This is a genomic window from Pseudomonas gessardii, from assembly GCF_001983165.1.
Lineage (GTDB): Bacteria > Pseudomonadota > Gammaproteobacteria > Pseudomonadales > Pseudomonadaceae > Aquipseudomonas > Aquipseudomonas gessardii.
The window spans coordinates 1-21,289 of record NZ_MNPU01000032.1 but is presented as its reverse complement, the minus strand read 5'-3'; the positions used below and the strand labels follow the sequence as shown (position 1 = coordinate 21,289).

18 protein-coding genes are annotated in these 21,289 nt (G+C 62.0%); 10 read left to right on the top strand and 8 right to left on the bottom strand.

Translation table 11 applies throughout. The annotated features are described in order from the left end of the window. Positions 1–42: 42 nt before the first annotated feature. Complete coding sequence (locus BLL38_RS19860; RefSeq protein ID WP_076964024.1) at positions 43–1,200, bottom strand: phospholipase; 1,158 nt, start codon at positions 1,198–1,200, stop codon at positions 43–45. Between the two features lie 263 nt (positions 1,201–1,463). Here BLL38_RS19860 and BLL38_RS19855 point away from each other — a divergent pair, with 263 nt between their 5' ends. Next, positions 1,464–2,405, top strand: a complete 942-nt coding sequence (locus tag BLL38_RS19855; RefSeq protein ID WP_076964023.1) for an AEC family transporter — start codon at positions 1,464–1,466, stop codon at positions 2,403–2,405. 110 nt (positions 2,406–2,515) lie between these two features. On the opposite strand, the gene BLL38_RS19850 is transcribed toward BLL38_RS19855, so the two are convergent. The 6 genes from BLL38_RS19850 to gatC all read right to left on the bottom strand — a co-directional run bounded on the left by BLL38_RS19850 (position 2,516) and on the right by gatC (position 7,748). Beyond that, on the bottom strand, positions 2,516–2,899 hold the full coding sequence (locus BLL38_RS19850) for a carboxymuconolactone decarboxylase family protein (protein ID WP_076964022.1): 384 nt from the start codon (positions 2,897–2,899) through the stop codon (positions 2,516–2,518). Continuing rightward, complete coding sequence (locus BLL38_RS19845) at positions 2,896–3,945, bottom strand: calcium/sodium antiporter (RefSeq protein ID WP_169899099.1); 1,050 nt, start codon at positions 3,943–3,945, stop codon at positions 2,896–2,898. Before BLL38_RS19845 ends, BLL38_RS19850 begins: the two co-directional genes overlap by 4 nt. Before the next feature lie 59 nt (positions 3,946–4,004). Then, positions 4,005–4,376, bottom strand: a complete 372-nt coding sequence (locus BLL38_RS19840) for a septal ring lytic transglycosylase RlpA family protein (protein ID WP_076964020.1) — start codon at positions 4,374–4,376, stop codon at positions 4,005–4,007. Positions 4,377–4,536: 160 nt separating this feature from the next. Then, positions 4,537–5,982 carry an Asp-tRNA(Asn)/Glu-tRNA(Gln) amidotransferase subunit GatB gene (gene gatB, locus BLL38_RS19835; protein ID WP_076964019.1) on the bottom strand — a complete coding sequence of 482 codons (1,446 nt, stop codon included), beginning with the start codon at positions 5,980–5,982 and terminating at the stop codon, positions 4,537–4,539. A 10-nt stretch (positions 5,983–5,992) separates the two neighbouring features. Beyond that, positions 5,993–7,444, bottom strand: coding sequence for an Asp-tRNA(Asn)/Glu-tRNA(Gln) amidotransferase subunit GatA (gatA, locus tag BLL38_RS19830; RefSeq protein WP_076964018.1), 1,452 nt, complete (start codon positions 7,442–7,444; stop codon positions 5,993–5,995). A 16-nt stretch (positions 7,445–7,460) separates the two neighbouring features. Further along, positions 7,461–7,748, bottom strand: coding sequence for an Asp-tRNA(Asn)/Glu-tRNA(Gln) amidotransferase subunit GatC (gene gatC, locus BLL38_RS19825; protein ID WP_003216077.1), 288 nt, complete (start codon positions 7,746–7,748; stop codon positions 7,461–7,463). A 210-nt stretch (positions 7,749–7,958) separates the two neighbouring features. Between gatC and mreB the strand changes: the two genes are divergently transcribed. The 8 genes from mreB to tldD all read left to right on the top strand — a co-directional run bounded on the left by mreB (position 7,959) and on the right by tldD (position 19,097). Continuing rightward, positions 7,959–8,996 (top strand): rod shape-determining protein MreB, encoded by a 1,038-nt coding sequence (mreB, locus tag BLL38_RS19820; RefSeq protein WP_002555108.1) that lies wholly within the window; start codon positions 7,959–7,961, stop codon positions 8,994–8,996. 139 nt (positions 8,997–9,135) lie between these two features. Next, complete coding sequence (mreC, locus tag BLL38_RS19815; protein ID WP_076964017.1) at positions 9,136–10,188, top strand: rod shape-determining protein MreC; 1,053 nt, start codon at positions 9,136–9,138, stop codon at positions 10,186–10,188. Continuing rightward, on the top strand, positions 10,188–10,676 hold the full coding sequence (mreD, locus tag BLL38_RS19810; protein ID WP_029291827.1) for a rod shape-determining protein MreD: 489 nt from the start codon (positions 10,188–10,190) through the stop codon (positions 10,674–10,676). The genes mreC and mreD overlap by 1 nt, the downstream gene beginning before the upstream one ends. 50 nt (positions 10,677–10,726) lie before the next feature. Further along, positions 10,727–11,323: a Maf family protein gene (locus BLL38_RS19805; protein ID WP_076964016.1), complete on the top strand. Its 597-nt coding sequence runs from the start codon at positions 10,727–10,729 to the stop codon at positions 11,321–11,323. A gap of 69 nt (positions 11,324–11,392) precedes the next feature. Continuing rightward, the gene (rng, locus tag BLL38_RS19800) at positions 11,393–12,850 is read left to right on the top strand and encodes a ribonuclease G (RefSeq protein ID WP_076964015.1); all 1,458 of its coding nucleotides are present in this window, start codon (positions 11,393–11,395) and stop codon (positions 12,848–12,850) included. A 75-nt stretch (positions 12,851–12,925) separates the two neighbouring features. Then, complete coding sequence (locus BLL38_RS19795; protein WP_076964014.1) at positions 12,926–16,741, top strand: YhdP family protein; 3,816 nt, start codon at positions 12,926–12,928, stop codon at positions 16,739–16,741. Positions 16,742–16,789: 48 nt separating this feature from the next. Next, positions 16,790–17,638, top strand: a complete 849-nt coding sequence (locus tag BLL38_RS19790; RefSeq protein ID WP_076964013.1) for a carbon-nitrogen hydrolase family protein — start codon at positions 16,790–16,792, stop codon at positions 17,636–17,638. A gap of 16 nt (positions 17,639–17,654) precedes the next feature. Beyond that, entirely contained in the window at positions 17,655–19,097 is a 1,443-nt protein-coding gene (gene tldD / locus BLL38_RS19785; RefSeq protein WP_076964012.1) for a metalloprotease TldD, read from the top strand. A gap of 45 nt (positions 19,098–19,142) precedes the next feature. On the opposite strand, the gene yjgA is transcribed toward tldD, so the two are convergent. Next, complete coding sequence (yjgA, locus tag BLL38_RS19780) at positions 19,143–19,664, bottom strand: ribosome biogenesis factor YjgA (protein WP_029291815.1); 522 nt, start codon at positions 19,662–19,664, stop codon at positions 19,143–19,145. Positions 19,665–19,772: 108 nt separating this feature from the next. Between yjgA and pmbA the strand changes: the two genes are divergently transcribed. Further along, positions 19,773–21,119, top strand: coding sequence for a metalloprotease PmbA (pmbA, locus tag BLL38_RS19775; protein ID WP_076964011.1), 1,347 nt, complete (start codon positions 19,773–19,775; stop codon positions 21,117–21,119). The last annotated feature ends 170 nt before the right edge of the window (positions 21,120–21,289 follow it).

The window sequence follows — 21,289 nt, the reverse complement described above, 5'->3', positions numbered from 1 at the left end:
GAACGGTATGGAGTTCGTCGCGCCTGTTTTCCTGTTGTTTAGTTAGGGCTGCGGGGTGTTCGGCGTGTAGTCCTTAAGCAACAGATACGTACTCCACCCCCACCAATCATTGGTCCACTGCTTGTCATTCAGGTTGTTGACGTCCTTGCGCCGCAACACCTTGTCGCCCTCGGCCTTGAACAGCGGCGAAAAGTTATTTGCCGGATTGTTCGCCGCATTCAGGTCCGGCACATGCAGCGGTGCCTTGAACGTGGCCGGGGAGGGCGCGATACCGCTGGTATACGCCTCGAAAATCTCATCAGCCGAAGCCTGCACCGCACGTTTGACCTGGGTGCGGTTGGCGGCGTCGTTGCTATCGAAATAGCGCTTGTCGCCATAGGCATGCCATTGGTCGCCCAGGGCATTGCGTACATTGAGCCCGAACTTGCTGTCTTCATCATGCATAAAGCGACTGATCAACGACCCCAGTTCACCCGGTGTCACCACCGCGGCCAGTTGCTTGCGCGGCACGCGCAGGTGCCCGGCGGAAAACAGGTCGGTCAAGAAGTGATCAGCAAAGCTGTTCATGGCATAAGCCAGCTCCAGTTGCTGGCCACTGCCGCTTTGGTGAGCTACCACCGCTTGTTGCAGGGCGGCGGTATGCCCGGCCAGATAGGCAGACAGTGCCCATTCGCCAAAATGGTCGGCATTGTCGGCCGCCAGCTTCAGGTAGCGCCCCAACGGAACCATCGCGGAAACGACGCTACCGCCGCCGGTGATGCGGTTCCACTCTTCGGACAACGTATCTCCTAGGGCGTCATAGGCCTCATGAGGCTGCTTGCCCTCCTGGATGGCCTGCTTCACCGCGTTGATCTCCTTTTGCATCACCGCGAGGATTTTGCCCGCTTCCTCGCGCGACGCAGGCAAAGTTGCCAGCGAGTTGAAGGCGGCGGTGAAACGCTGCACGCGCTTGGCGGGTGATGCACCGTCACTGATGGGTTGGCCGGGAATCCCGTAGAAGTCACCGCCCAGGGAGATGATCTGGCCATAGGTCAGGGCCAGGCCGTTGGGCAGGTGAAGCTGGACTTGCGCGCCCGGAATAGAGGGTGCGCCCTGCACGAAACGCAGCTGGGTGTCATCGCCAATGGCGGTGTGCTCGCCGCCTTCAAAGCGCAGGGAGGGGAGGGGTTTACGGGTAATGACCGATTCAAGTTCTGACATGTTAGCTCCTTGCTATGTCGTAGGAATCTTCCTTGATAACTGTATGTATATACAGTTATTGAGAGAGTAGAGGAATAATTTCCTACGTCAAGGCGCTTGCTAAAAATGACCTCGAGATGCCTGCATTCGACCGCGTCTACCCTGTAGGAATACGGTCAAAATGTGGGAGCGGGCTTGCTCGCGAAAGCGCTCTCTCAGGCGGCGCTTGGCTGTATGGCTTATCATTAGCCACCTACCGACGCTCACCCAAGGTTCTCCCCGGCATGCTGGCAATCTTCCTGCAAACCCTGACCATCACCGCCCCGGTGTTTGCCATGCTGTTCCTGGGGGCCTTGCTCAAGCGCATCAACTGGATCAACGACAACTTTATCCACACTGCATCGGCCCTGGTGTTCAACGTCACCATGCCGGCGTTGCTGTTTCTGGGGATTCTGCACGCCGACCTGCATTCGGCGCTCAAGCCCGCCCTGCTGATCTATTTCTCTGTTGCGACGTTGGTCGGCTTTGCCCTGGCCTGGGGCTGGGCGATTTTCCGTTGCCCGCGTGAGGACCGGGGCATTTATGCCCAGGGTGCGTTTCGCGGTAACAACGGGGTGATTGGCCTGGCACTGGCGGCCAGTATGTACGGCGACTACGGGATTTCCCTTGGCGCGATCCTCGCCGCCCTGGTGATCCTGTTCTACAACACCTTGTCGACCATCGTGCTGGCGGTCTACAGCCCGGTGATCAAGTCCGATCCGTGGAGTATCTGCAAAAGCGTGCTGGCCAACCCATTGATCATCAGCGTGATTGCGGCCACGCCCTTCGCGTATTTCCAGATTGGCTTGCCTGGCTGGCTGGAAAAGTCCGGGCAATACCTGGCAGATACCACATTGCCATTGGCGTTGATCTGCATCGGCGGCACCTTGTCCATGGCTGCCCTGCGTAAAAGCGGCGACATTGCCCTGAGTGCCAGCCTGATGAAGATGATCTGGCTGCCCCTGTTGGCGACTGCCGGCGCGTGGCTGTACGGGTTCCGCGGGCCGGAATTGGGGATCCTGTTTTTGTATTTCGGCGCGCCGACGGCCGCTGCCAGTTTTGTCATGGCCCGTGCGGCCCAGGGCAACCATGAGTTGGCGGCGGCGATTATCGTGATCACCACACTGATGGCGGCGCTGACCACCAATATCGGGATTTTCGTGTTGCAGGCGGGTGGCTGGATCTGAAATCAGTAGTGTTCTTCAGGGCCAATCGCGGGCAAGCCCGCTCCCACATTTTTGAGCGGTGAACACCTTCAAGTGTGGGAGCGGGCTTGCCCGCGATAGCAATCTAACAGTCACTGCGGGGCCGGCTGATACGCCTCAATCACTTCCTGCGCCGCCCGAAACGCATCAATCGCCGCCGGCACGCCGGCATACACCGCGCAGTGCAGCAGCGCCTCGCGAATTTCTTCGACGGTACAGCCATTGTTCAGCGCGCCGCGTACATGGCCCTTGAGTTCCTGCGGGCACTTCAAGGCGGTCAAGGCCGCGAGGGTGATCAGGCTGCGGGTCTTCAGCGGTAGGCCTTCACGGTTCCACACCCCGCCCCAGGCATGTTCGTTGACGAAGTCCTGCAACGGCTGGGTGAATTCGGTGGCATTGCCCAAGGCGCGGTCGACAAATACATCACCCATGACCTGGCGACGCATTTGCACGCCGGATTTCGGTTGATCGGTCATTGCGATTCCCTCTTGTGGTGTTGGCGGCGCCAGGCTCGCAGCGAGGTGAGCAGCAGGAAAGCCACCAGCGCTGGCAGGACGTAATACAGCATCAGTTGTTCCAGCTTGTTGGCCAGCGGCATGCCGGTGGTGAAGGACACCACATGCAGCCCGTACGCCAGGTACAGTCCCAGCAGCAGCAAGCCTTCGGCGCGGGTGATGCGGTAGCCGGTGTAGAACACCGGCAGGCACAACGCGACAACCCCGAGCATTACCGGCAGGTCGAAATCCAGGGCGTTGGGCGACACCGACAAGGGCGACGGCGCCACCAGCGCGGTAAAGCCCAGTACCCCCAACAGGTTGAACAGGTTGCTGCCGATCACGTTGCCCACCGCAATTTCCCGTTCGCCGCGCAGGGCGGCAATCAGCGAGGTGGCGAGGCACGGCAGGGAGGTGCTGACGGCGACGATGGTCAGGCCGATCACCCGCTCGGACAGGCCCAGGTCGCTGGCCACCTCCACTGCGGCTCCCAGCACCAGATGCCCGGCGAGCACCAGCAGCACGAGCCCGCCGAGCATCCATAGCAAACTGCTTAACCAGGGCGCCTGCACGACCGTGGCCCGGGTGCGTGGGCGGCGTGAATGGCGGGTCTGGTACAGCAACAGGCCGAGGTAAGCGAGCAGGGCCGCGAGCAAGGTCAGGCCGTCAATGGGAGTCAGTTGTTCATCGCTGGCGAGAATAAACAGCAGCAGGCTGGCGCCGATCATCACCGGGATATCCAGGCGCACCAGTTGCCGCGACACGCGCAGGGGAATGATCAGCGCCGACAGGCCCAGGGTCACGAGGATATTGAAGATGCTGCTGCCGATCACGCTGCCCACGGCAATATCGGTATTGCCGGCCAGGGTGGCCTGCAGGCTGACGGCGATTTGCGGCGCGCTGCTGCCAAAGGCCACGATACTCAAGCCAATGATCAGCGGCCTGACCTTGAGGCTGGCGGCCAGGCGCACGGCGGCGCGTACCAGCACTTGGGCGCCGGCAATCAGCAGCAACAGGCCGCCGATCAGTTCAATCAGGCTGATGGGCGAAAGGGCGCTTAATCCGAAAATGGTCAGGGCTCCGTCAGTCAGTTGCTCAGGGCTTGCACGCGCACGCGCGCGGTTCCGCTGCGCAGCATACCCAACTGCTCGGCAGCCTTGCGTGAAAGATCGATCAGCCGGCCACGGGTATGCGGGCCGCGATCATTGATGCGCACCACCACGGATTTGTCATTGGCCAGGTTGGTGACCTGCACCCGCGTGCCGAATGGCAGGCGCCGGTGGGCGGCGGTCAGGGCGTGTTGGTTGAAGGGTTCACCGCTGGCGGTTTTCTTGCCGTGGTGCTTGGCGCCGTAGTAGGACGCGGTGCCGGTTTCGTCGTAGCCGTTGGGGTCGACCAGGCCACTGGCGCAGCCGGTGAGCAGGGAGAACAGGGCGCAGAGGCCGAGTAGACGCTTCATTTTCAAGGTGTCCCCATTACAAATGTGGGAGCGGGCTTGCTCGCGATAGCGGTGAATCAGTCGCCAAATACATTGACTGACACTCCGCCATCGCGAGCAAGCCCGCTCCCACATGGGGTCCGAGTCGCAAGTAAAATCCAGCTCGGACCATTCATTGCTATCAGCCTTCGAGCTTGCTCTTGAGCAATTCGTTGACCTGTTGCGGGTTGGCCTTGCCTTTGGAGGCCTTCATCGCCTGGCCCACAAAGAAGCCAAACATCTTGCCGCGCTTGGCTTCATCGGCTGCGCGGTACTGTTCGACCTGCTCGGCGTTGGCCGCCAGCATTTCATCGAGAACGGCCGAGATCGCGCCGCTGTCGGTGACTTGCTTGAGGCCGCGCTTCTCGATGATCTCGTCGGCGTTGCCTTCACCGCTGGCCATGGCCTCGAACACGGTCTTGGCGATTTTGCCGGAGATGGTGTTGTCCTTGATGCGCAGCAACATGCCGCCCAGTTGTTCGGCCGAGACCGGGGCTTCGTCGATTTCCAGGCCCTGTTTGTTCAACAGGCTGCCCAGTTCAACCATGACCCAGTTGGCCGCCAGCTTGGCGTCACCGGCGATGCTCACGACTTTCTCAAAGTAGTCGGCTTGCTCACGGCTCGACGCCAGGACGCTGGCGTCATATACCGACAGACCGAACTGCGCCTGGAAGCGCTCGCGTTTTTGCGGTGGCAATTCCGGCAGGGTCGCGCGCACGTCATTGAGGAACGAATCCTCGATGACCACCGGCAGCAGGTCCGGGTCGGGGAAGTAACGGTAGTCGTTGGCTTCCTCCTTGCTGCGCATGGCGCGGGTTTCGTCCTTGTTCGGGTCGTACAGGCGGGTCTGCTGGATCACCTTGCCGCCGTCTTCGATCAATTCGATCTGGCGCCGGACTTCGGTGTTGATCGCTTTCTCGATGAAGCGGAACGAGTTGACGTTCTTGATCTCGCAGCGGGTGCCGTACTCGACCTGGCCTTTTGGCCGTACCGACACGTTGCAATCGCAACGCAGGGAACCTTCGGCCATGTTGCCGTCGCAGATGCCCAGGTAGCGCACCAGCGCGTGGATGGTCTTGACGTAGGCCACGGCTTCCTTGGCGCTGCGCATATCCGGCTCGGACACGATCTCCAGCAGCGGCGTGCCGGCGCGGTTCAGGTCGATGCCGCTGGCGCCGTTGAATTCTTCATGCAGGCTCTTGCCGGCATCTTCTTCCAGGTGTGCGCGGGTCACGCCGACACGTTTGATCGTGCCGTCTTCCAGGGGGATATCCAGGTAGCCCTTGCCGACAATCGGCAACTCCATCTGGCTGATCTGGTAGCCCTTGGGCAGGTCCGGGTAGAAGTAGTTCTTGCGCGCAAACACGTTGTGCTGGCCGATCTGGGCGTCAATCGCCAGGCCGAACATCACCGCCATGCGCACCGCTTCCTGGTTCAGCACTGGCAATACGCCAGGCATGCCCAGATCGACCAGGCTGGCCTGGGTGTTGGGTTCTGCGCCGAACGTGGTGGCGCTACCGGAGAAAATCTTCGATTGGGTGGCGAGCTGGGTGTGAATCTCCAGCCCGATCACAACTTCCCATTGCATAGTGTTCTCCTCAGAAGCCGGTAGGGGTGCGAGTGTGCCAGTCAGTGTTCAACTGGTACTGGTGCGCCACATTGAGCAGGCGGCCTTCCTGGAAATACGGGGCGAGCAACTGCACGCCCACCGGCAGCCCGTCGACGAAACCGGCAGGCATGGACAAGCCCGGCAAGCCCGCGAGGTTGGCGGTGATGGTGTAGAGGTCTTCCAGGTACTCGGCGATCGGGTCGCCGGTCTTGGCGCCGATCTTCCAGGCCGGGTTCGGCGTGGTCGGGCCGAGGATCACGTCGACTTCATTAAAGGCGGCCATGAAGTCGTTCTTGATCAGGCGTCGGATCTTTTGCGCCTTGAGGTAGTACGCGTCGTAGTAACCAGCCGACAGGGCGTAGGCGCCGACCATGATGCGGCGCTGCACTTCCACGCCGAAACCTTCGCCACGGGAGCGTTTGTACAGGTCGGTGAGGTCTTTCGGGTCTTCGCAGCGATAGCCGAAACGCACGCCGTCGAAGCGCGACAGGTTCGACGAGGCTTCGGCCGGGGCGATCACGTAGTACGCAGGGATCGCGTGCTGGTTGTTCGGCAGGCTGATTTCCTTGATCACCGCGCCGAGCTTTTCCAGTTCCTTGACGCTGTTATGCACCAGCTCGGCGATACGCGGGTCGAGGCCGGCGCTGAAATACTCTTTCGGCACGCCGATGCGCAGGCCTTTGAGCGAGGTATTGAGGCTGGCGCTGTAGTCCGGCACCGGTTCGTCGATGCTGGTGGAGTCCTTGGCGTCGAAGCCGGCCATGCCTTGTAACAATATTGCGCAGTCTTCGGCGGTGCGGGCCAGGGGGCCGCCTTGGTCGAGGCTGGACGCGTAGGCAATCATGCCCCAGCGGGAAACACGCCCGTAGGTCGGTTTCAGGCCGGTGAGGTTGGTGAAGGCGGCGGGCTGGCGGATCGAGCCGCCGGTATCGGTGGCTGTAGCGGCCGGCAGCAGGCGGGCGGCCACGGCGGCAGCCGAGCCACCGGACGAACCGCCGGGCACATGCTCCAGGTTCCACGGGTTTTTCACCGCGCCGTAGTAGCTCGATTCGTTGGCCGAGCCCATGGCGAATTCGTCCATGTTGGTCTTGCCCAGGGTCACGGCCCCGGCTTCGGCCAGCTTGGCGACCACGGTGGCGTCGTAGGGCGCCTTGAAGTTGTCGAGCATCTTCGAGCCACAGCTGGTGCGGATGCCCTGGGTGCAGAACAGGTCCTTGTGACCGATTGGCGCACCCAGCAGCGCGCCGCTTTCACCGTTGGCGCGACGGGCGTCGGCGGCCTTGGCCTGGCTAAGGGCCAGCTCTTCGGTGAGGCTGATGAAGCTGTTGACCTTCGGGTCCAGCGCGGCGATACGCGCCAGCAGGGTCGTGGTCAGCTCTTCGGAAGAAAACTTTTTGTCGGCGAGACCGCGGGCGATCTCGGCCAGAGTCAATTGATGCATTGCAGGCTCTTTCCCTTTAGTCGATGACTTTCGGAACCAGGTACAGGCCGTTCTCGACCGCAGGTGCGATGGACTGGTAGGCCTCGCGGTTATTGCGTTCGGTCACGACGTCTGCGCGCAGGCGCTGGCTGGCTTCCAGTGGGTGGGCCAGGGGTTCGATGCCGTCGGTATTCACCGCTTGCATCTGGTCGACCAGCCCGAGAATGCTGTTCAGGGCTGCGGTGGTCTGTGGAAGATCGGCTTCATTGAGGCCCAGGCAGGCCAGATGAGCGATTTTTTCCACGTCGGAGCGTTCAAGCGCCATGGGATTCTCCAGTGGAAAACAGAACGGAAGCTATCCGTGTGTTAGATTGTCGGAACACTACCGCATTTCTACGGTCATAAGGCCGCGATTGTGGGGTTAGGTGCACAGAAAGTCGGTCAATTTAGCACATTGGCGCCTTGCCCAAAATCCCTGTCGTTGTTAGAGTTTGCCGCACTTTTTTACCCACGCGTTGCCTAGGGTCCCTTTCCCATGTTCAAGAAACTGCGTGGCATGTTTTCCAGCGATCTTTCCATCGACCTGGGCACTGCCAACACCCTTATTTACGTGCGCGAGCGCGGTATCGTCCTGAATGAGCCATCGGTTGTGGCCATTCGGACCCATGGTAATCAGAAAAGTGTCGTTGCCGTGGGCACCGAGGCCAAGCGCATGCTCGGCCGCACACCTGGCAACATTGCCGCCATTCGTCCGATGAAAGACGGCGTGATCGCCGACTTCAGCGTCTGCGAGAAGATGCTGCAGTACTTCATCAACAAAGTTCACGAAAACAGTTTCTTGCAGCCCAGCCCTCGTGTGCTGATCTGCGTACCATGCAAATCCACCCAGGTGGAGCGTCGTGCCATCCGTGAATCGGCCCTTGGCGCCGGTGCCCGCGAAGTGTTCCTGATCGAAGAGCCAATGGCGGCTGCCATCGGCGCCGGCCTGCCGGTTGAAGAGGCGCGCGGTTCGATGGTGGTGGATATCGGTGGTGGTACTACCGAGATCGCCCTGATTTCCCTCAATGGCGTGGTGTATGCCGAGTCCGTGCGTGTGGGCGGCGACCGCTTCGACGAAGCGATCATCACGTATGTGCGTCGTAACTACGGCAGCCTGATCGGCGAATCCACCGCCGAGCGCATCAAGCAGGAAATCGGCACCGCTTACCCGGGCGGCGAAGTGCGCGAAGTCGATGTTCGCGGTCGCAACCTGGCCGAAGGCGTGCCACGTGCCTTTACCCTGAACTCCAATGAAGTGCTGGAAGCTCTGCAAGAGTCCCTGGCCACCATCGTTCAGGCGGTCAAAAGCGCGCTGGAGCAGTCGCCGCCGGAACTGGCTTCCGATATCGCCGAGCGTGGCCTGGTGCTGACCGGTGGTGGTGCCTTGCTGCGCGACCTCGACAAGCTGCTGGCCCAGGAAACCGGTCTGCCGGTGATCGTTGCCGAAGACCCGCTGACCTGCGTTGCCCGCGGTGGTGGTCGTGCACTGGAAATGATGGATAAACACACCATGGACCTGCTCTCCAGCGAATAAGCTCGTTGGTTGCACCATGTTTCGCCAGGCAGGCAGCACTTTGCAGTGCTGCCTGTTGGCGTTTATCTTCTTCAATCTGCATCCAGGCCGGTTTGATGCCGTATGAATAAAGAGAATATCTGCCCGGGAGGAGCGGCCTATTAAACCGCTCTTCACTAAAGGCCCCTCATTGGGCGTGCGCTTGTTGGTGCTGGTCGTGCTATCGGTCGCGCTGATGGTGGTCGATGCCCGTTTCACACTGCTCAAGCCAGTGCGTAGCCAGATGTCGCTGGTCTTGATGCAGTCCTACTGGATCACCGACCTGCCGCAACGGCTATGGCAAGGTGTGGCCAGCCAGTTTGGCAGCCGTACCGAACTGGTGGCCGAGAACGAAAAACTCAAGACCGAAAACCTGCTGTTGCAGGGGCGCATGCAAAAGCTGGCGGCCCTGACCGAGCAGAACGTGCGGCTGCGCGAGTTGCTCAACTCGTCCGCGTTGGTCAACGAAAAGGTCGAAGTGGCCGAGTTGATCGGCATGGACCCCAACCCCTTCACCCATCGCATCATCATCAACAAGGGCGAGCGCGATGGTGTGGTCCTGGGCCAGCCGGTGCTCGATGCCCGTGGCCTGATGGGCCAGGTGGTGGAGTTGATGCCCTATACCTCCCGTGTGCTGCTACTGACCGACACCACCCACAGCATTCCGGTGCAGGTCAACCGCAATGGCCTGCGGGCGATTGCCAGTGGCACGGGCAACCCGGAGCGCCTGGAGCTGCGGCATGTGGCGGACACCGCCGACATCAAGGAAGGCGACCTGCTGGTCAGCTCCGGCCTCGGCCAGCGGTTCCCGGCGGGCTATCCGGTGGCGACGGTCAAGGAAGTGATCCACGATTCCGGCCAGCCGTTCGCGATTGTCCGCGCCGTGCCCACGGCCGCGCTGAACCGTAGCCGCTACCTGTTGCTGGTGTTCAGTGACACACGCACGCCGGAAGAACGTGCCAACGAAGCCGCCCAGGCCCAGGAAGCGCAGGAAAAACAAGACGGCGCCACCACGCCGATTATCCCGGCAACCGTACCCAAACCGGCGGCCCCGGTTGCACCCGCCGCGCCCACTACGGCAACACCTGCCAGACCGGTGGCCCAACCTGCTCGGCCAGTCAAGCCAGCGGCGACGGCTCCGGCGCCGGCAACCACTCGACAGGGGGCGCAATAATGGCCGGTACTCATTCGCGCAATGGCTGGATGGTCTGGTTGACCTTCGCCATCGGCATGCTGCTCAGCGTTTCGCCGATGCCGCAGTTCATGGAAATCCTGCGCCCGCTGTGGCTGGCCCTGCTGCTGGCCTTCTGGGCCCTGGCCTTGCCGCACAAGGTCGGGATGGTCACGGCCATGTGCCTGGGGCTGGCTGAAGACGTGATGTATGGCACGCTGCTTGGCCAGAACGCCTTGATTCTCACGCTGATTACCTTCCTGGTGCTGTCGTTGCAGCAACGCCTGCGCATGTTCCCGATGTGGCAGCAGTGCCTGGTGATCCTGGTGATCTTCGGCCTGGCCCAGTTGGTGCAACTGTGGCTCAGTGCCTTGACCGGTAACCGCCAACCCACCCTGGCGCTGGTTTTGCCGGCCCTGGTCAGCGCGCTGCTGTGGCCATGGATCAGCTTTGGCCTGCGTGGGTTACGTCGCCGCTATAAAATCAATTGAGTGGGGCGCGAGGTTCTACCTGGTTATCGAACCCACAGGGAGAGTCTGCAATGCATGCGCTTTATCTGGCCTCTGGCTCTCCTCGGCGGCGTGAACTGCTGACCCAGATCGGCGTGCCGTTCACCGTGGTCAACGCGGCTATCGATGAAACACCCCTGGACGACGAGTCGCCGGCGTCTTACGTCGAGCGCCTGGCCCGTGGCAAAGCCGCCGCAGGCCTGGCGACATTGGTCGATACCCGCAATGCCTGCGTGTTGGGCGCCGATACCGCCGTTATCCTCGATGGCCGGATCCTGGGCAAACCCGTGGACCAGGCCGATGCCCTGGCCATGCTGTTGGCCCTTTCTGATCGTGAACACGAAGTCCTCACCGCCATTGCCCTGCTCGATGGACAGCGCTGCGAAACGCGCCTGGTCAGCAGTCGCGTGCGTTTTCGCCAGGTTTCCACACACGAAGCAACGACTTACTGGCACAGCGGGGAACCCCGGGACAAGGCGGGCGGCTATGCTATCCAAGGGTTGGCGGCAGTATTTGTCGCCGGGCTCAATGGTAGCTACTCCGCAGTCGTTGGCCTGCCAGTCTGCGAAACAGCAGAACTGCTGGGCCATTTCGGCATACCCTGTTGGCAACACCTTTGCGTGCGCTGAACGCTTTATTCCAGCGCCACCTTTAAGCGATCGGCCACTATTGTGAAAACGCCTGAACGAGACCCAGCCATGAGTGAAGAGATTCTGATCAACATCACGCCGATGGAATCGCGCGTGGCGGTGGTAGAAAACGGTGTTTTGCAGGAAGTGCACGTCGAGCGCACCCAGAAGCGCGGGATTGTCGGCAATATCTACAAAGGCAAGGTCGTGCGGGTGCTACCGGGCATGCAGGCGGCCTTTGTCGATATCGGCCTGGACCGTGCCGCATTTATCCATGCCTCGGAAATCTCCCTGCGCGAAGGCCCGGCGGTCGAGAGCATCAGCGCCCTGGTGCATGAAGGGCAGGGCCTGGTGGTGCAAGTCACCAAGGACCCTATCGGTTCCAAGGGCGCGCGCCTGACCACGCAGTTGTCGATTCCTTCGCGTTACCTGGTGTATATGCCGCGCACCGCCCACGTTGGCATTTCCCTGAAGATCGAAGACGAAGGTGAGCGTGAGCGCCTGAAAAAAGTTGTCAGCGATTGCGTGGCGGCCGAGGGCATCAAGGAAGCGGGCGGCTTCATCCTGCGTACCGCCGCCGAGGGCGCCGGAGCCGATGAGATCCTTATGGACATCCGCTACCTGCGGCGCCTGTGGGACCAGATCGGTGCCCAGATCAAGACCGTCGGCGCGCCGAGCGTCATCTACGAAGACCTGGGCCTGGCCCTGCGCACCCTGCGCGACCTGGTCAGCCCGAAGATCGAGAAAATTCGTATCGATTCGCGGGAAACCTTCCAGCGCACCACGCAATTTGTCGCCGAACTGATGCCGGAAATCGCCGACCGCCTGGAACACTACCCCGGCGAGCGGCCGATTTTCGACTTGTACGGCGTCGAGGACGAAATCCAGAAGGCCCTGGAGCGCAAGGTGCCGCTCAAGTCCGGTGGCTACCTGGTGGTGGACCCGGCGGAAGCCATGAGCACCATTGACGTCAACACCGGCGCCTTCGTCGGCCATCGCAACCTTGAAGAAACCATCTTCAAGACCAACCTCGAAGCTGCCACTGCCATTGCCCGCCAGCTGCGCCTGCGCAACCTGGGCGGGATCATCATCATCGACTTTATCGACATGGAAGATGAAGAGCACCAGCGCCAGGTGTTGCGCACCCTTGAAAAGCAACTGGAGCGCGATCACGCCAAGACCAACATTATCGGGATCACCGAGTTGGGCCTGGTGCAGATGACCCGCAAGCGTACCCGCGAGAGCCTTGAGCAAGTGCTGTGCGAACCGTGCAGCAGTTGCCAGGGGCGCGGCAAGTTGAAGACCCCGGAAACGGTTTGCTACGAGATTTTCCGGGAAATCCTACGGGAGGCACGCGCTTACCAGGCCGAGGGTTATAGAGTCCTGGCCAACCAGAAGGTGGTGGACCGGTTGCTCGACGAAGAGTCGGGCAACGTTGCGGAATTGGAAGGTTTTATTGGCCGTACCATCCGTTTCCAGGTCGAAACCATGTATTCCCAGGAACAATACGACGTGGTGCTGCTCTGATTCGCATCCGTCCTGTTCAACGAGACCGCCAGACCTTGATCTGCCGTCCGACTATTACCTTGAGGGTCGCCTGACATGGAGCGTCTGCAACGCTTTTTTGCCGCACTGACCCGTTGGGGCCTTGGCCTGTGTGCATTGCTGCTGGTGCTGGCGGCGGTCTACGTCAGCCTGGGCCGTGAATTGACACCCTTGGTGGCGGAGTACCGTGCCGAAGTCGAGGCCAAGGCGCAGGCGGCGGTCGATATGCCCCTGAGCATTGGCAGCCTGGAAGGGCGCTGGAGCGGTTTTGCCCCGGTATTGCTCGCCCACGATGTGATGGTCGGCGAAGGCAGCAGTGCCTTGCGCCTGGACCAGGTACAAGTGGTGCCCGACGTCTGGGCCAGCCTGTTGGCGTGGGATGTGCGCATCGCCCACCTGGAAGTCAGCGGGTTGCAGCTCAGCGTCAAGGAAGACCAGGACGGCCGTTGGGCACTGCAAGGCCTGCCGGTGCAGGACGACCAGCCCCTGGACCCGGAGCAACTGCTCCAGCGCATGCAGGCGGTGGCGAAGGTCTCGCTGCTGGACAGCCAGGTCACCTTGCAGCCGTTTGAGCAAGCGCCGTTGACCTTGACCTACGTGGGCCTGAGCCTGCAAACCGGTGCCACTCGCCAGCGCCTGGATGCGCGCCTGACCCTGCCCGATGGGCAACCGCTGGCCCTCAGCCTGCGCACGCGGATCCGTGCCAGCCAGTGGCGCGACGGTGAAGTCCAGGCTTACCTGAGCCTGCCCCAGAGCAATTGGGCGCAATGGATTCCGGCGAAGTTGACCCAGGGCTGGAAACTCAGCGAGTTGAAAGCCGGTGGCGAGTTCTGGCTGACCTGGGCCAATGGCACGCTGCAAAGCGCCGCCGCGCGGCTCAACGCACCGCAAGCCAAGGTCCGTTATGCCCAGCGCAAACCCGTGAGCATCCAGAACCTGGGCCTGACGGCCTACCTGCAGCGCAATGACAGCGGCCTGAAGGTGGTCTTCGACTCGCTGGCTATGAACCTGGGCGACACCCGCTGGGAGTCGCACCTGCAGTTGCAGCAGACCCTGGCCAGCGACAAGGGCCAGGAAACCTGGAACCTGCAGGCCGACCGCCTGGACCTGACGCCGATCACCCCCTTGCTCAATGCCCTGGCGCCATTGCCGGAAGGTTTTGCCAAGGCTGTCGAAGCCTTGAAGGCCACGGGCGTGCTGCGCAATGTGCGGGTGGATTATCGTCCCGAGGAGACGGGCGACCAGCGCGTCAGCTTTGCCGCCAACCTCGACCGCGTGGGCTTTGATGCCTATTTCGGCGCGCCGGCGGCCCGCAATGTCTCCGGCAGCATCAGCGGCGACCTGGGCCAGGGTGAGCTGCGCATGGACAGCAAGGACTTCGCCTTGCACCTGGACCCGATTTTCGCCAAGCCCTGGCAGTACATCCAGGCCAACGCGCGCCTGACGTGGAAGCTGGATAAGCAAGGCTTCACACTGATTGCGCCCTATATCAAGGTGCTGGGGGAAGAGGGCAAGGTCGCGGCGGACTTCCTGATTCGCCTGCATTTCGATCATAGCCAGGAAGACTACATGGATCTGCGGGTCGGCATGGTCGACGGCGATGGACGCTTTACCGCCAAATACCTGCCGGCGGTGTTGAGCCCGGCCCTGGATGAATGGCTGCGCACGGCGATTCTCAAGGGCGCGGTCGATGAAGGGTTCTTCCAGTACCAGGGTTCGCTGAACCACGACGCCGTGACGGCGGCGCGCAATATCAGCCTGTTCTTCAAGGTGCACGACGCCGAGTTGGCGTTTCAGCCGGGCTGGCCCCATGTGAGCAAGGTGGCCGGTGAAGTGTTTGTCGAAGAAACCGGCGTGCGCATCCTGGCCAGCAAGGGGCAATTGCTCGACACCCGGGTCAAGGACATTTACGTCAACATTCCCCATGCGCCACCCGGCCAGGACAGCCATCTGTTGCTCACGGGCGGGTTTGCCGGCGGCCTGGGGGATGGTCTGAAGATCCTCCAGGAAGCGCCCATCGGCACGGCATCGACGTTTGCCGGCTGGAAAGGCGAGGGCGACCTGCAAGGCTCCCTGGACCTGGACATTCCCCTGGCCAAGGGCGCCGAGCCGAAAATCGTGGTGGACTTCAAGACCGACAAGGCCCGCCTGCAACTGGCCGAACCGACCCTGGACCTGAGCCAGCTCAAGGGCGAGTTCCGCTTCGACAGCGCCAAGGGCCTGAGTGGCCAGAACATCAGCGCCCAGGCCTTCGACCGGCCGATCACGGCGCAGATTGCCGCCGGTGGCAAACCGGGCAATCTCAGTACGCGGGTTACGGCCAAGGGCCAGGTGACGGTCAAGCGCCTTACCGACTGGCTGAAAGTCGGCCAGCCGCTGCCGGTGTCCGGGGATATCCCGTATCAACTGCAGCTTGACCTGGACGGTGCCGACAGCCAGTTGCGGGTCAGCTCCAACCTCAAGGGCGTGGCGGTGGATTTGCCGGCGCCGTTTGGCATGTCCGCCAGCCAGGGCCGTGACAGTGTATTGCGCATGACCTTGCAGGGCGCGGAGCGGCGCTACTGGTTTGATTACGGCGAGCTGGCGAACTTTACTTTTGCCGCTCCGGCGAACAACTTTGCCCAGGGTCGTGGCGAGCTGTTCCTCGGTGATGGCGATGCCTTGCTGCCCGGTGGCAAGGGCCTGCGGATTCGCGGGGTACTGTCGGAGCTGGATATCGATCCCTGGAAGAAGTTGGTCGACCGCTATGCCGGCAATGACCCAGGCGGCAATGCCAAACAACTGTTGAGCAGTGCCGACTTCAAGATCGGCAAGCTCACAGGGTTTGGTACCCAACTCGATCAGGTCACCCTGAAACTGGACCGCAAGCCCGCCGCCTGGGGCCTGCAGCTCGACAGCCAGCAAGCCAAGGGGGGGATTGGCCTGCCGGATGCCAAGGGCGCGCCTATCGCCATCAATCTGCAATACGTGAAGCTGCCGGCGGTCGATCCCACGGTCCAGGCCGACGAGAACGCGCCTGATCCCCTGGCAGATATCAACCCCAAGGACATTCCGGCGCTGGATATCGCCATTGACCAGTTGTTTCAGGGGCCTGACTTGATTGGCGCCTGGTCCCTGAAGGTGCGCCCGACCGCCAAGGGCATGGCCTTCAACAACCTCGACCTGGGCCTCAAGGGCATGCAGCTCAAGGGCGCCGGCGGCTGGGAAGGGGGGCCGGGTGCCAGCAGCAGTTGGTACAAGGGGCGCCTGGATGGCAAGAACATCGCCGATGTGCTCAAGGGCTGGGGGTTTGCGCCCACGGTCACCAGCCAGGATTTCCATCTGGATGTTGACGGGCGCTGGCCCGGTTCGCCTGCGTGGGTTGGGCCCAAGCGTTTTTCCGGCAGCCTGGATGCGTCGTTTCGCAAGGGGCAGTTTGTCGAGGTGGAGGGCGGTGCCCAGGCGTTGCGGGTGTTTGGCCTGCTGAACTTCAACTCGATTGGCCGGCGTTTGCGCCTGGACTTCTCGGACCTGCTGGGCAAGGGCCTGAGCTACGACCGGGTCAAGGGCCTGCTGGCCGCCAGCAATGGTGTGTTTGTGACCCGTGAGCCGATTGTTCTCACGGGGCCGTCGAGCAACCTGGAGCTTAACGGCACCCTGGACCTGGTGGCCGACCGGGTCGATGCCAAGTTGCTGGTGACCCTGCCGGTGACCAACAACCTGCCGATTGCCGCGTTGATCGTAGGCGCGCCGGCCATTGGTGGCGCATTGTTCCTGATCGACAAGCTGATCGGCGATCGGGTCTCGCGTTTTGCCAGCGTCCAGTACAAGGTGCAAGGGCCATGGAAAGATCCAAAAATCACCTTCGACAAGCCATTTGAAAAACCACAATAAGCCCCTGTGGAGTAGCATGGCCCCATGCTTTTTATGGAGTGTGGGCCCATGTCCTTTGCGGTAATCCAGATGGTCAGCCAGAGCGATATCCTGGCCAACCTGGCCCAGGCCCGGCGTTTGCTGGAACAGGCGGCGGCAGGGGGGGCGCAACTGGCGGTCCTGCCGGAAAATTTCGCTGCCATGGGGCGCCGCGACGTGGCCGCTATTGGCCGCGCCGAAGCGGTGGGCGAGGGTCCGATCCTGCCCTGGTTGAAACTGACCGCCCGTGACCTCAACTTATGGATAGTGGCCGGCACATTGCCGTTGCCTGCGTTGGAACAACCCGACGCCAAGTCCAACGCCTGCTCGTTGTTGATCGACGCGCAGGGGCAAATCGTGGCCCGCTACGACAAGCTGCATTTGTTCGATGTGGACGTGGCGGACGCACGCGGTCGTTATCGCGAATCCGACGACTATGCTTATGGCAACCAAGTGGTGGTGGCCGATACGCCGGTGGGGCGCCTGGGGCTGACGGTCTGTTATGACCTGCGCTTCCCGGAGCTGTACAGCGAGTTACGTGCGGCGGGCGCTGAATTGATTACCGCACCCTCGGCCTTTACGGCGGTAACCGGCGCGGCGCATTGGGATGTGCTGATCCGGGCCCGGGCCATCGAAACCCAGTGTTACCTGCTGGCGGCCGCCCAGGGTGGCGTGCACCCGGGGCCACGGGAAACCTATGGTCATGGGGCGATTGTCGACCCATGGGGGCGCGTACTGGCGCTACAGGATCAAGGTGAAGCGGTGTTGTTGGCCGAACGCGATAGCAGTGAACAAGCGTCGATACGGGCGCGCATGCCGGTGGCAGGCCACCGGCGCTTTTTCTCGCAGGGCGCACAGCGACCTGCTTCAGAACGATGAATTTAAGGCCGAACCTATGAGCGAGTTGTTGTCCTCAGTCAGTGAACACCTCCTGGCGCCCGGTGGCGTGACCATCGAAAGTCTGCAAACCGTGCTGGGCGACCTGGCCGGGCCGGGTATTGATGCCGCCGACCTGTATTTCCAGGGGCAGATTTCCGAGTCCTGGTCCCTGGAGGACGGGATCGTCAAGGACGGCAGCTTCAACCTTGACCAAGGGGTTGGCGTGCGTGCGCAGTCCGGTGAGAAGACCGGCTTTGCCTACAGCAATGCCATCACCCTGGAAGCCCTGGGCCTGGCCGCCCGCGCGGCGCGTTCGATTTCCCGTGCCGGGCAGAACGGCACCGTGCAGGCGTTCAGTACCCAGGACGTGACCCAGTTGTACGGCCCGGACAACCCGCTGGAAGTCATGAGCCGTGCCGAAAAGGTCGAGCTGCTCAAGCGCGTGGATGCCGCAACCCGTGCCCTCGATCCGCGTATCCAGCAGGTGAGCGTGAGCATGGCCGGTGTCTGGGAGCGCATCCTGGTGGCCTCCACCGATGGCAGCCTGGCGGCGGATGTGCGACCGCTGGTGCGCTTCAATGTCAGTGTGATTGTCGAGCAGAACGGCCGTCGCGAGCGCGGCGGCCATGGCGGCGGCGGGCGTACGGATTATCGCTATTTCCTCACCGAAGACCGCGCCATGGGCTATGCCCGCGAGGCGTTGCGCCAGGCGTTGGTCAACCTGGAAGCCATTCCGGCGCCGGCCGGTACGCTGCCGGTGGTGCTCGGGTCGGGCTGGTCCGGGGTCTTGCTGCATGAAGCGGTGGGGCATGGCCTGGAAGGCGACTTCAACCGCAAGGGCAGCTCCGCCTACAGCGGGCGCATGGGCGAAATGGTCGCCTCCAAACTCTGCACCATCGTCGATGACGGCACCTTGGCCGGTCGCCGTGGCTCCCTGAGCGTCGACGACGAAGGCACGCCCACCGAGTGCACCACGCTGATCGAAAACGGCGTGCTCAAGGGCTATATGCAAGACAAGCTCAACGCGCGCCTGATGGGCGTGGCGCGTACCGGCAACGGTCGTCGCGAGTCCTACGCGCATTTGCCGATGCCGCGGATGACCAATACCTACATGCTCGCGGGCGAAAGCGATCCGGCAGAGATCATTGCCTCGGTCAAACGTGGGATCTATTGCGCCAACCTGGGGGGCGGCCAGGTGGATATCACCAGCGGCAAGTTCGTGTTCTCCACCAGCGAAGCCTATTTGATCGAAGACGGCAAGATCACTGCGCCGGTCAAGGGCGCCACCCTGATTGGCAACGGCCCGGAAGCCATGAGCAAGGTGTCGATGGTCGGTAACGACCTGGCGCTGGACAGCGGTGTGGGGATGTGTGGCAAGGATGGGCAGTCGGTGCCGGTCGGTGTCGGCCAGCCAACCCTGAAAATTGATGCGATCACCGTGGGTGGCACGGGGTCGTAAGGCGTGGAGCTTCGGGTGGCGAAGACCGCCACCCGGGGAAGAGGATCAACGCAGGCCGCGTTGAGTCTCGTCCAGCTCACGGATGTACTTGAAGATTTTACGGCTGGTGGCCGGCGCCTTGTTCTGTGCCAGTTCGTGCTGGGCCTGACGGATCAGGGAGCGCAGTTGCTGGCGGTCGGCATCTGGATAGTCCAGGACGAACTTCTCCAATACAGCGTCGTCACCGCCGATCAGGCGGTCGCGCCAACGTTCCAGGTTATGGAAACGTTCGTTGTATTGGCGGGTGGAAGCATCGAGTTGGTCGAGCAAGGTCAGAATGGCGTCAGTGTCCTGGTCGCGCATCAGCTTGCCGATAAACATGATGTGCCGTTTACGCGCGATATTCGCGGTGTGCTTGGGTGCATCTGCCAGGGCCCGGCGCATTTCGTCGGTCAGTGGCAGTTTGGCAATCAAGTCCGGCTTGAGTGTTGTAAGGCGCTCGCCGAGATCAACCAGAGCATGCAGCTCGCGTTTGACCTGGGTTTTGCTTTTCTCCCCATCGAGGGAGTCGTCGTAAGAATCAACCATGGTGGCAGTCCGCAAAGAAACGCCGCCATGATAACCAGTCGGGGGCCGCTTGTCCGGCCCGGTCGCTCGATGGCCTTAACCGAAAGCAGAATTTGAGTGGAGAACACCATGAGTGCAGCCCAAAGCGTCGGTCCACAAGCGTTACCGGCACTGCAGGAACAAGTTGAACAGATCATCAATGAGGCCAAGCGCCAGGGCGCCAGTGCCTGTGAAGTGGCGGTGTCGCTGGAGCAGGGGCTGTCGACTTCGGTACGCCAGCGGGAAGTGGAAACCGTCGAGTTCAACCGCGACCAGGGGTTTGGTATCACCTTGTATGTGGGGCAACGCAAAGGCTCGGCCAGTACCTCGGCCAGCGGCCCGGAAGCCATTCGCGAAACCGTCGCCGCCGCCCTGGCGATTGCCAGGCATACCTCCGAAGACGAGGCCTCGGGTTTGGCGGATGCGGCCTTGATGGCGCGGGATCTGAAAGATTTCGACCTGTTTCACGCCTGGGATATCAGCCCCGAGCAGGCCATCGAAAAAGCCCTGGCCTGCGAAGCTGCGGCGTTTGATGCCGACAGCCGGATCAAGAATGCCGATGGCACCACCTTGAGTACCCACCAGGGTTGCCGTGTGTATGGCAACAGCCACGGGTTTATCGGCGGCTATGCATCAACGCGCCATAGCTTGAGCTGCGTGATGATCGCCGAGGGTGATGGCCAGATGCAGCGTGACTACTGGTATGACGTCAGTCGCCAGGGCGAGTTGTTGGCGGATCCGGCCAGCATCGGCCAACGCGCCGCGCAGCGGGCCGCGAGCCGTCTGGGCGCGCGCCCGGTGCCGACGTGCGAAGTGCCGGTGCTGTTTTCGGCGGAGTTGGCAGGTGGTCTGTTCAGCAGCTTCCTGGGGGCGATTTCCGGGGGCAACCTGTACCGCAAATCGTCGTTCCTTGAAGGTGCACTGGGCCAGAAGTTGTTTCCCGAGTGGTTGACCCTGGATGAGCGCCCGCACCTGATGCGCGCCATGGGCAGTTCGGCCTTTGATGGCGATGGCCTGGCGACCTACGCCAAGCCGTTTGTCGAGAAGGGCGAGTTGGTGTCCTACGTACTGGGCACCTACGCCGGGCGCAAGCTCGGTTTGCCGAGTACCGCCAACTCCGGTGGCGTCCACAACCTGTTCGTGACCCATGGCGATGAAGACCAGGCGGCGCTGTTGCGCCGTATGGGCCGTGGCTTGCTGGTGACCGAGTTGATGGGCCATGGCTTGAACATGGTCACCGGCGACTACTCCCGTGGTGCCGCAGGTTTCTGGGTGGAGCATGGCGAAATCCAGTTCGCTGTCCAGGAAGTGACCATCGCCGGCAATATGCGCGATATGTTCAAGCAGATCGTCGCCGTGGGTAACGATCTGGAACTGCGCAGCAATATCCGCACCGGCTCGGTGCTGATCGAGCGTATGACCATCGCCGGCAGCTAAGCCCCCCGCCGCCTGCACAACAGCGCCACCCCTTGGGGTGGCGTTTTTTTTGGTGCGCCAGGCATGGCGCGTTGCGCGCAAGCGCAACCAGCTTGGCTGTGGTGGCCACGCTGGTGACTGGGAGGTGAAAGTCCTCTACACACCCGGCAAGGGGAAGTGTTAGCCAGAGG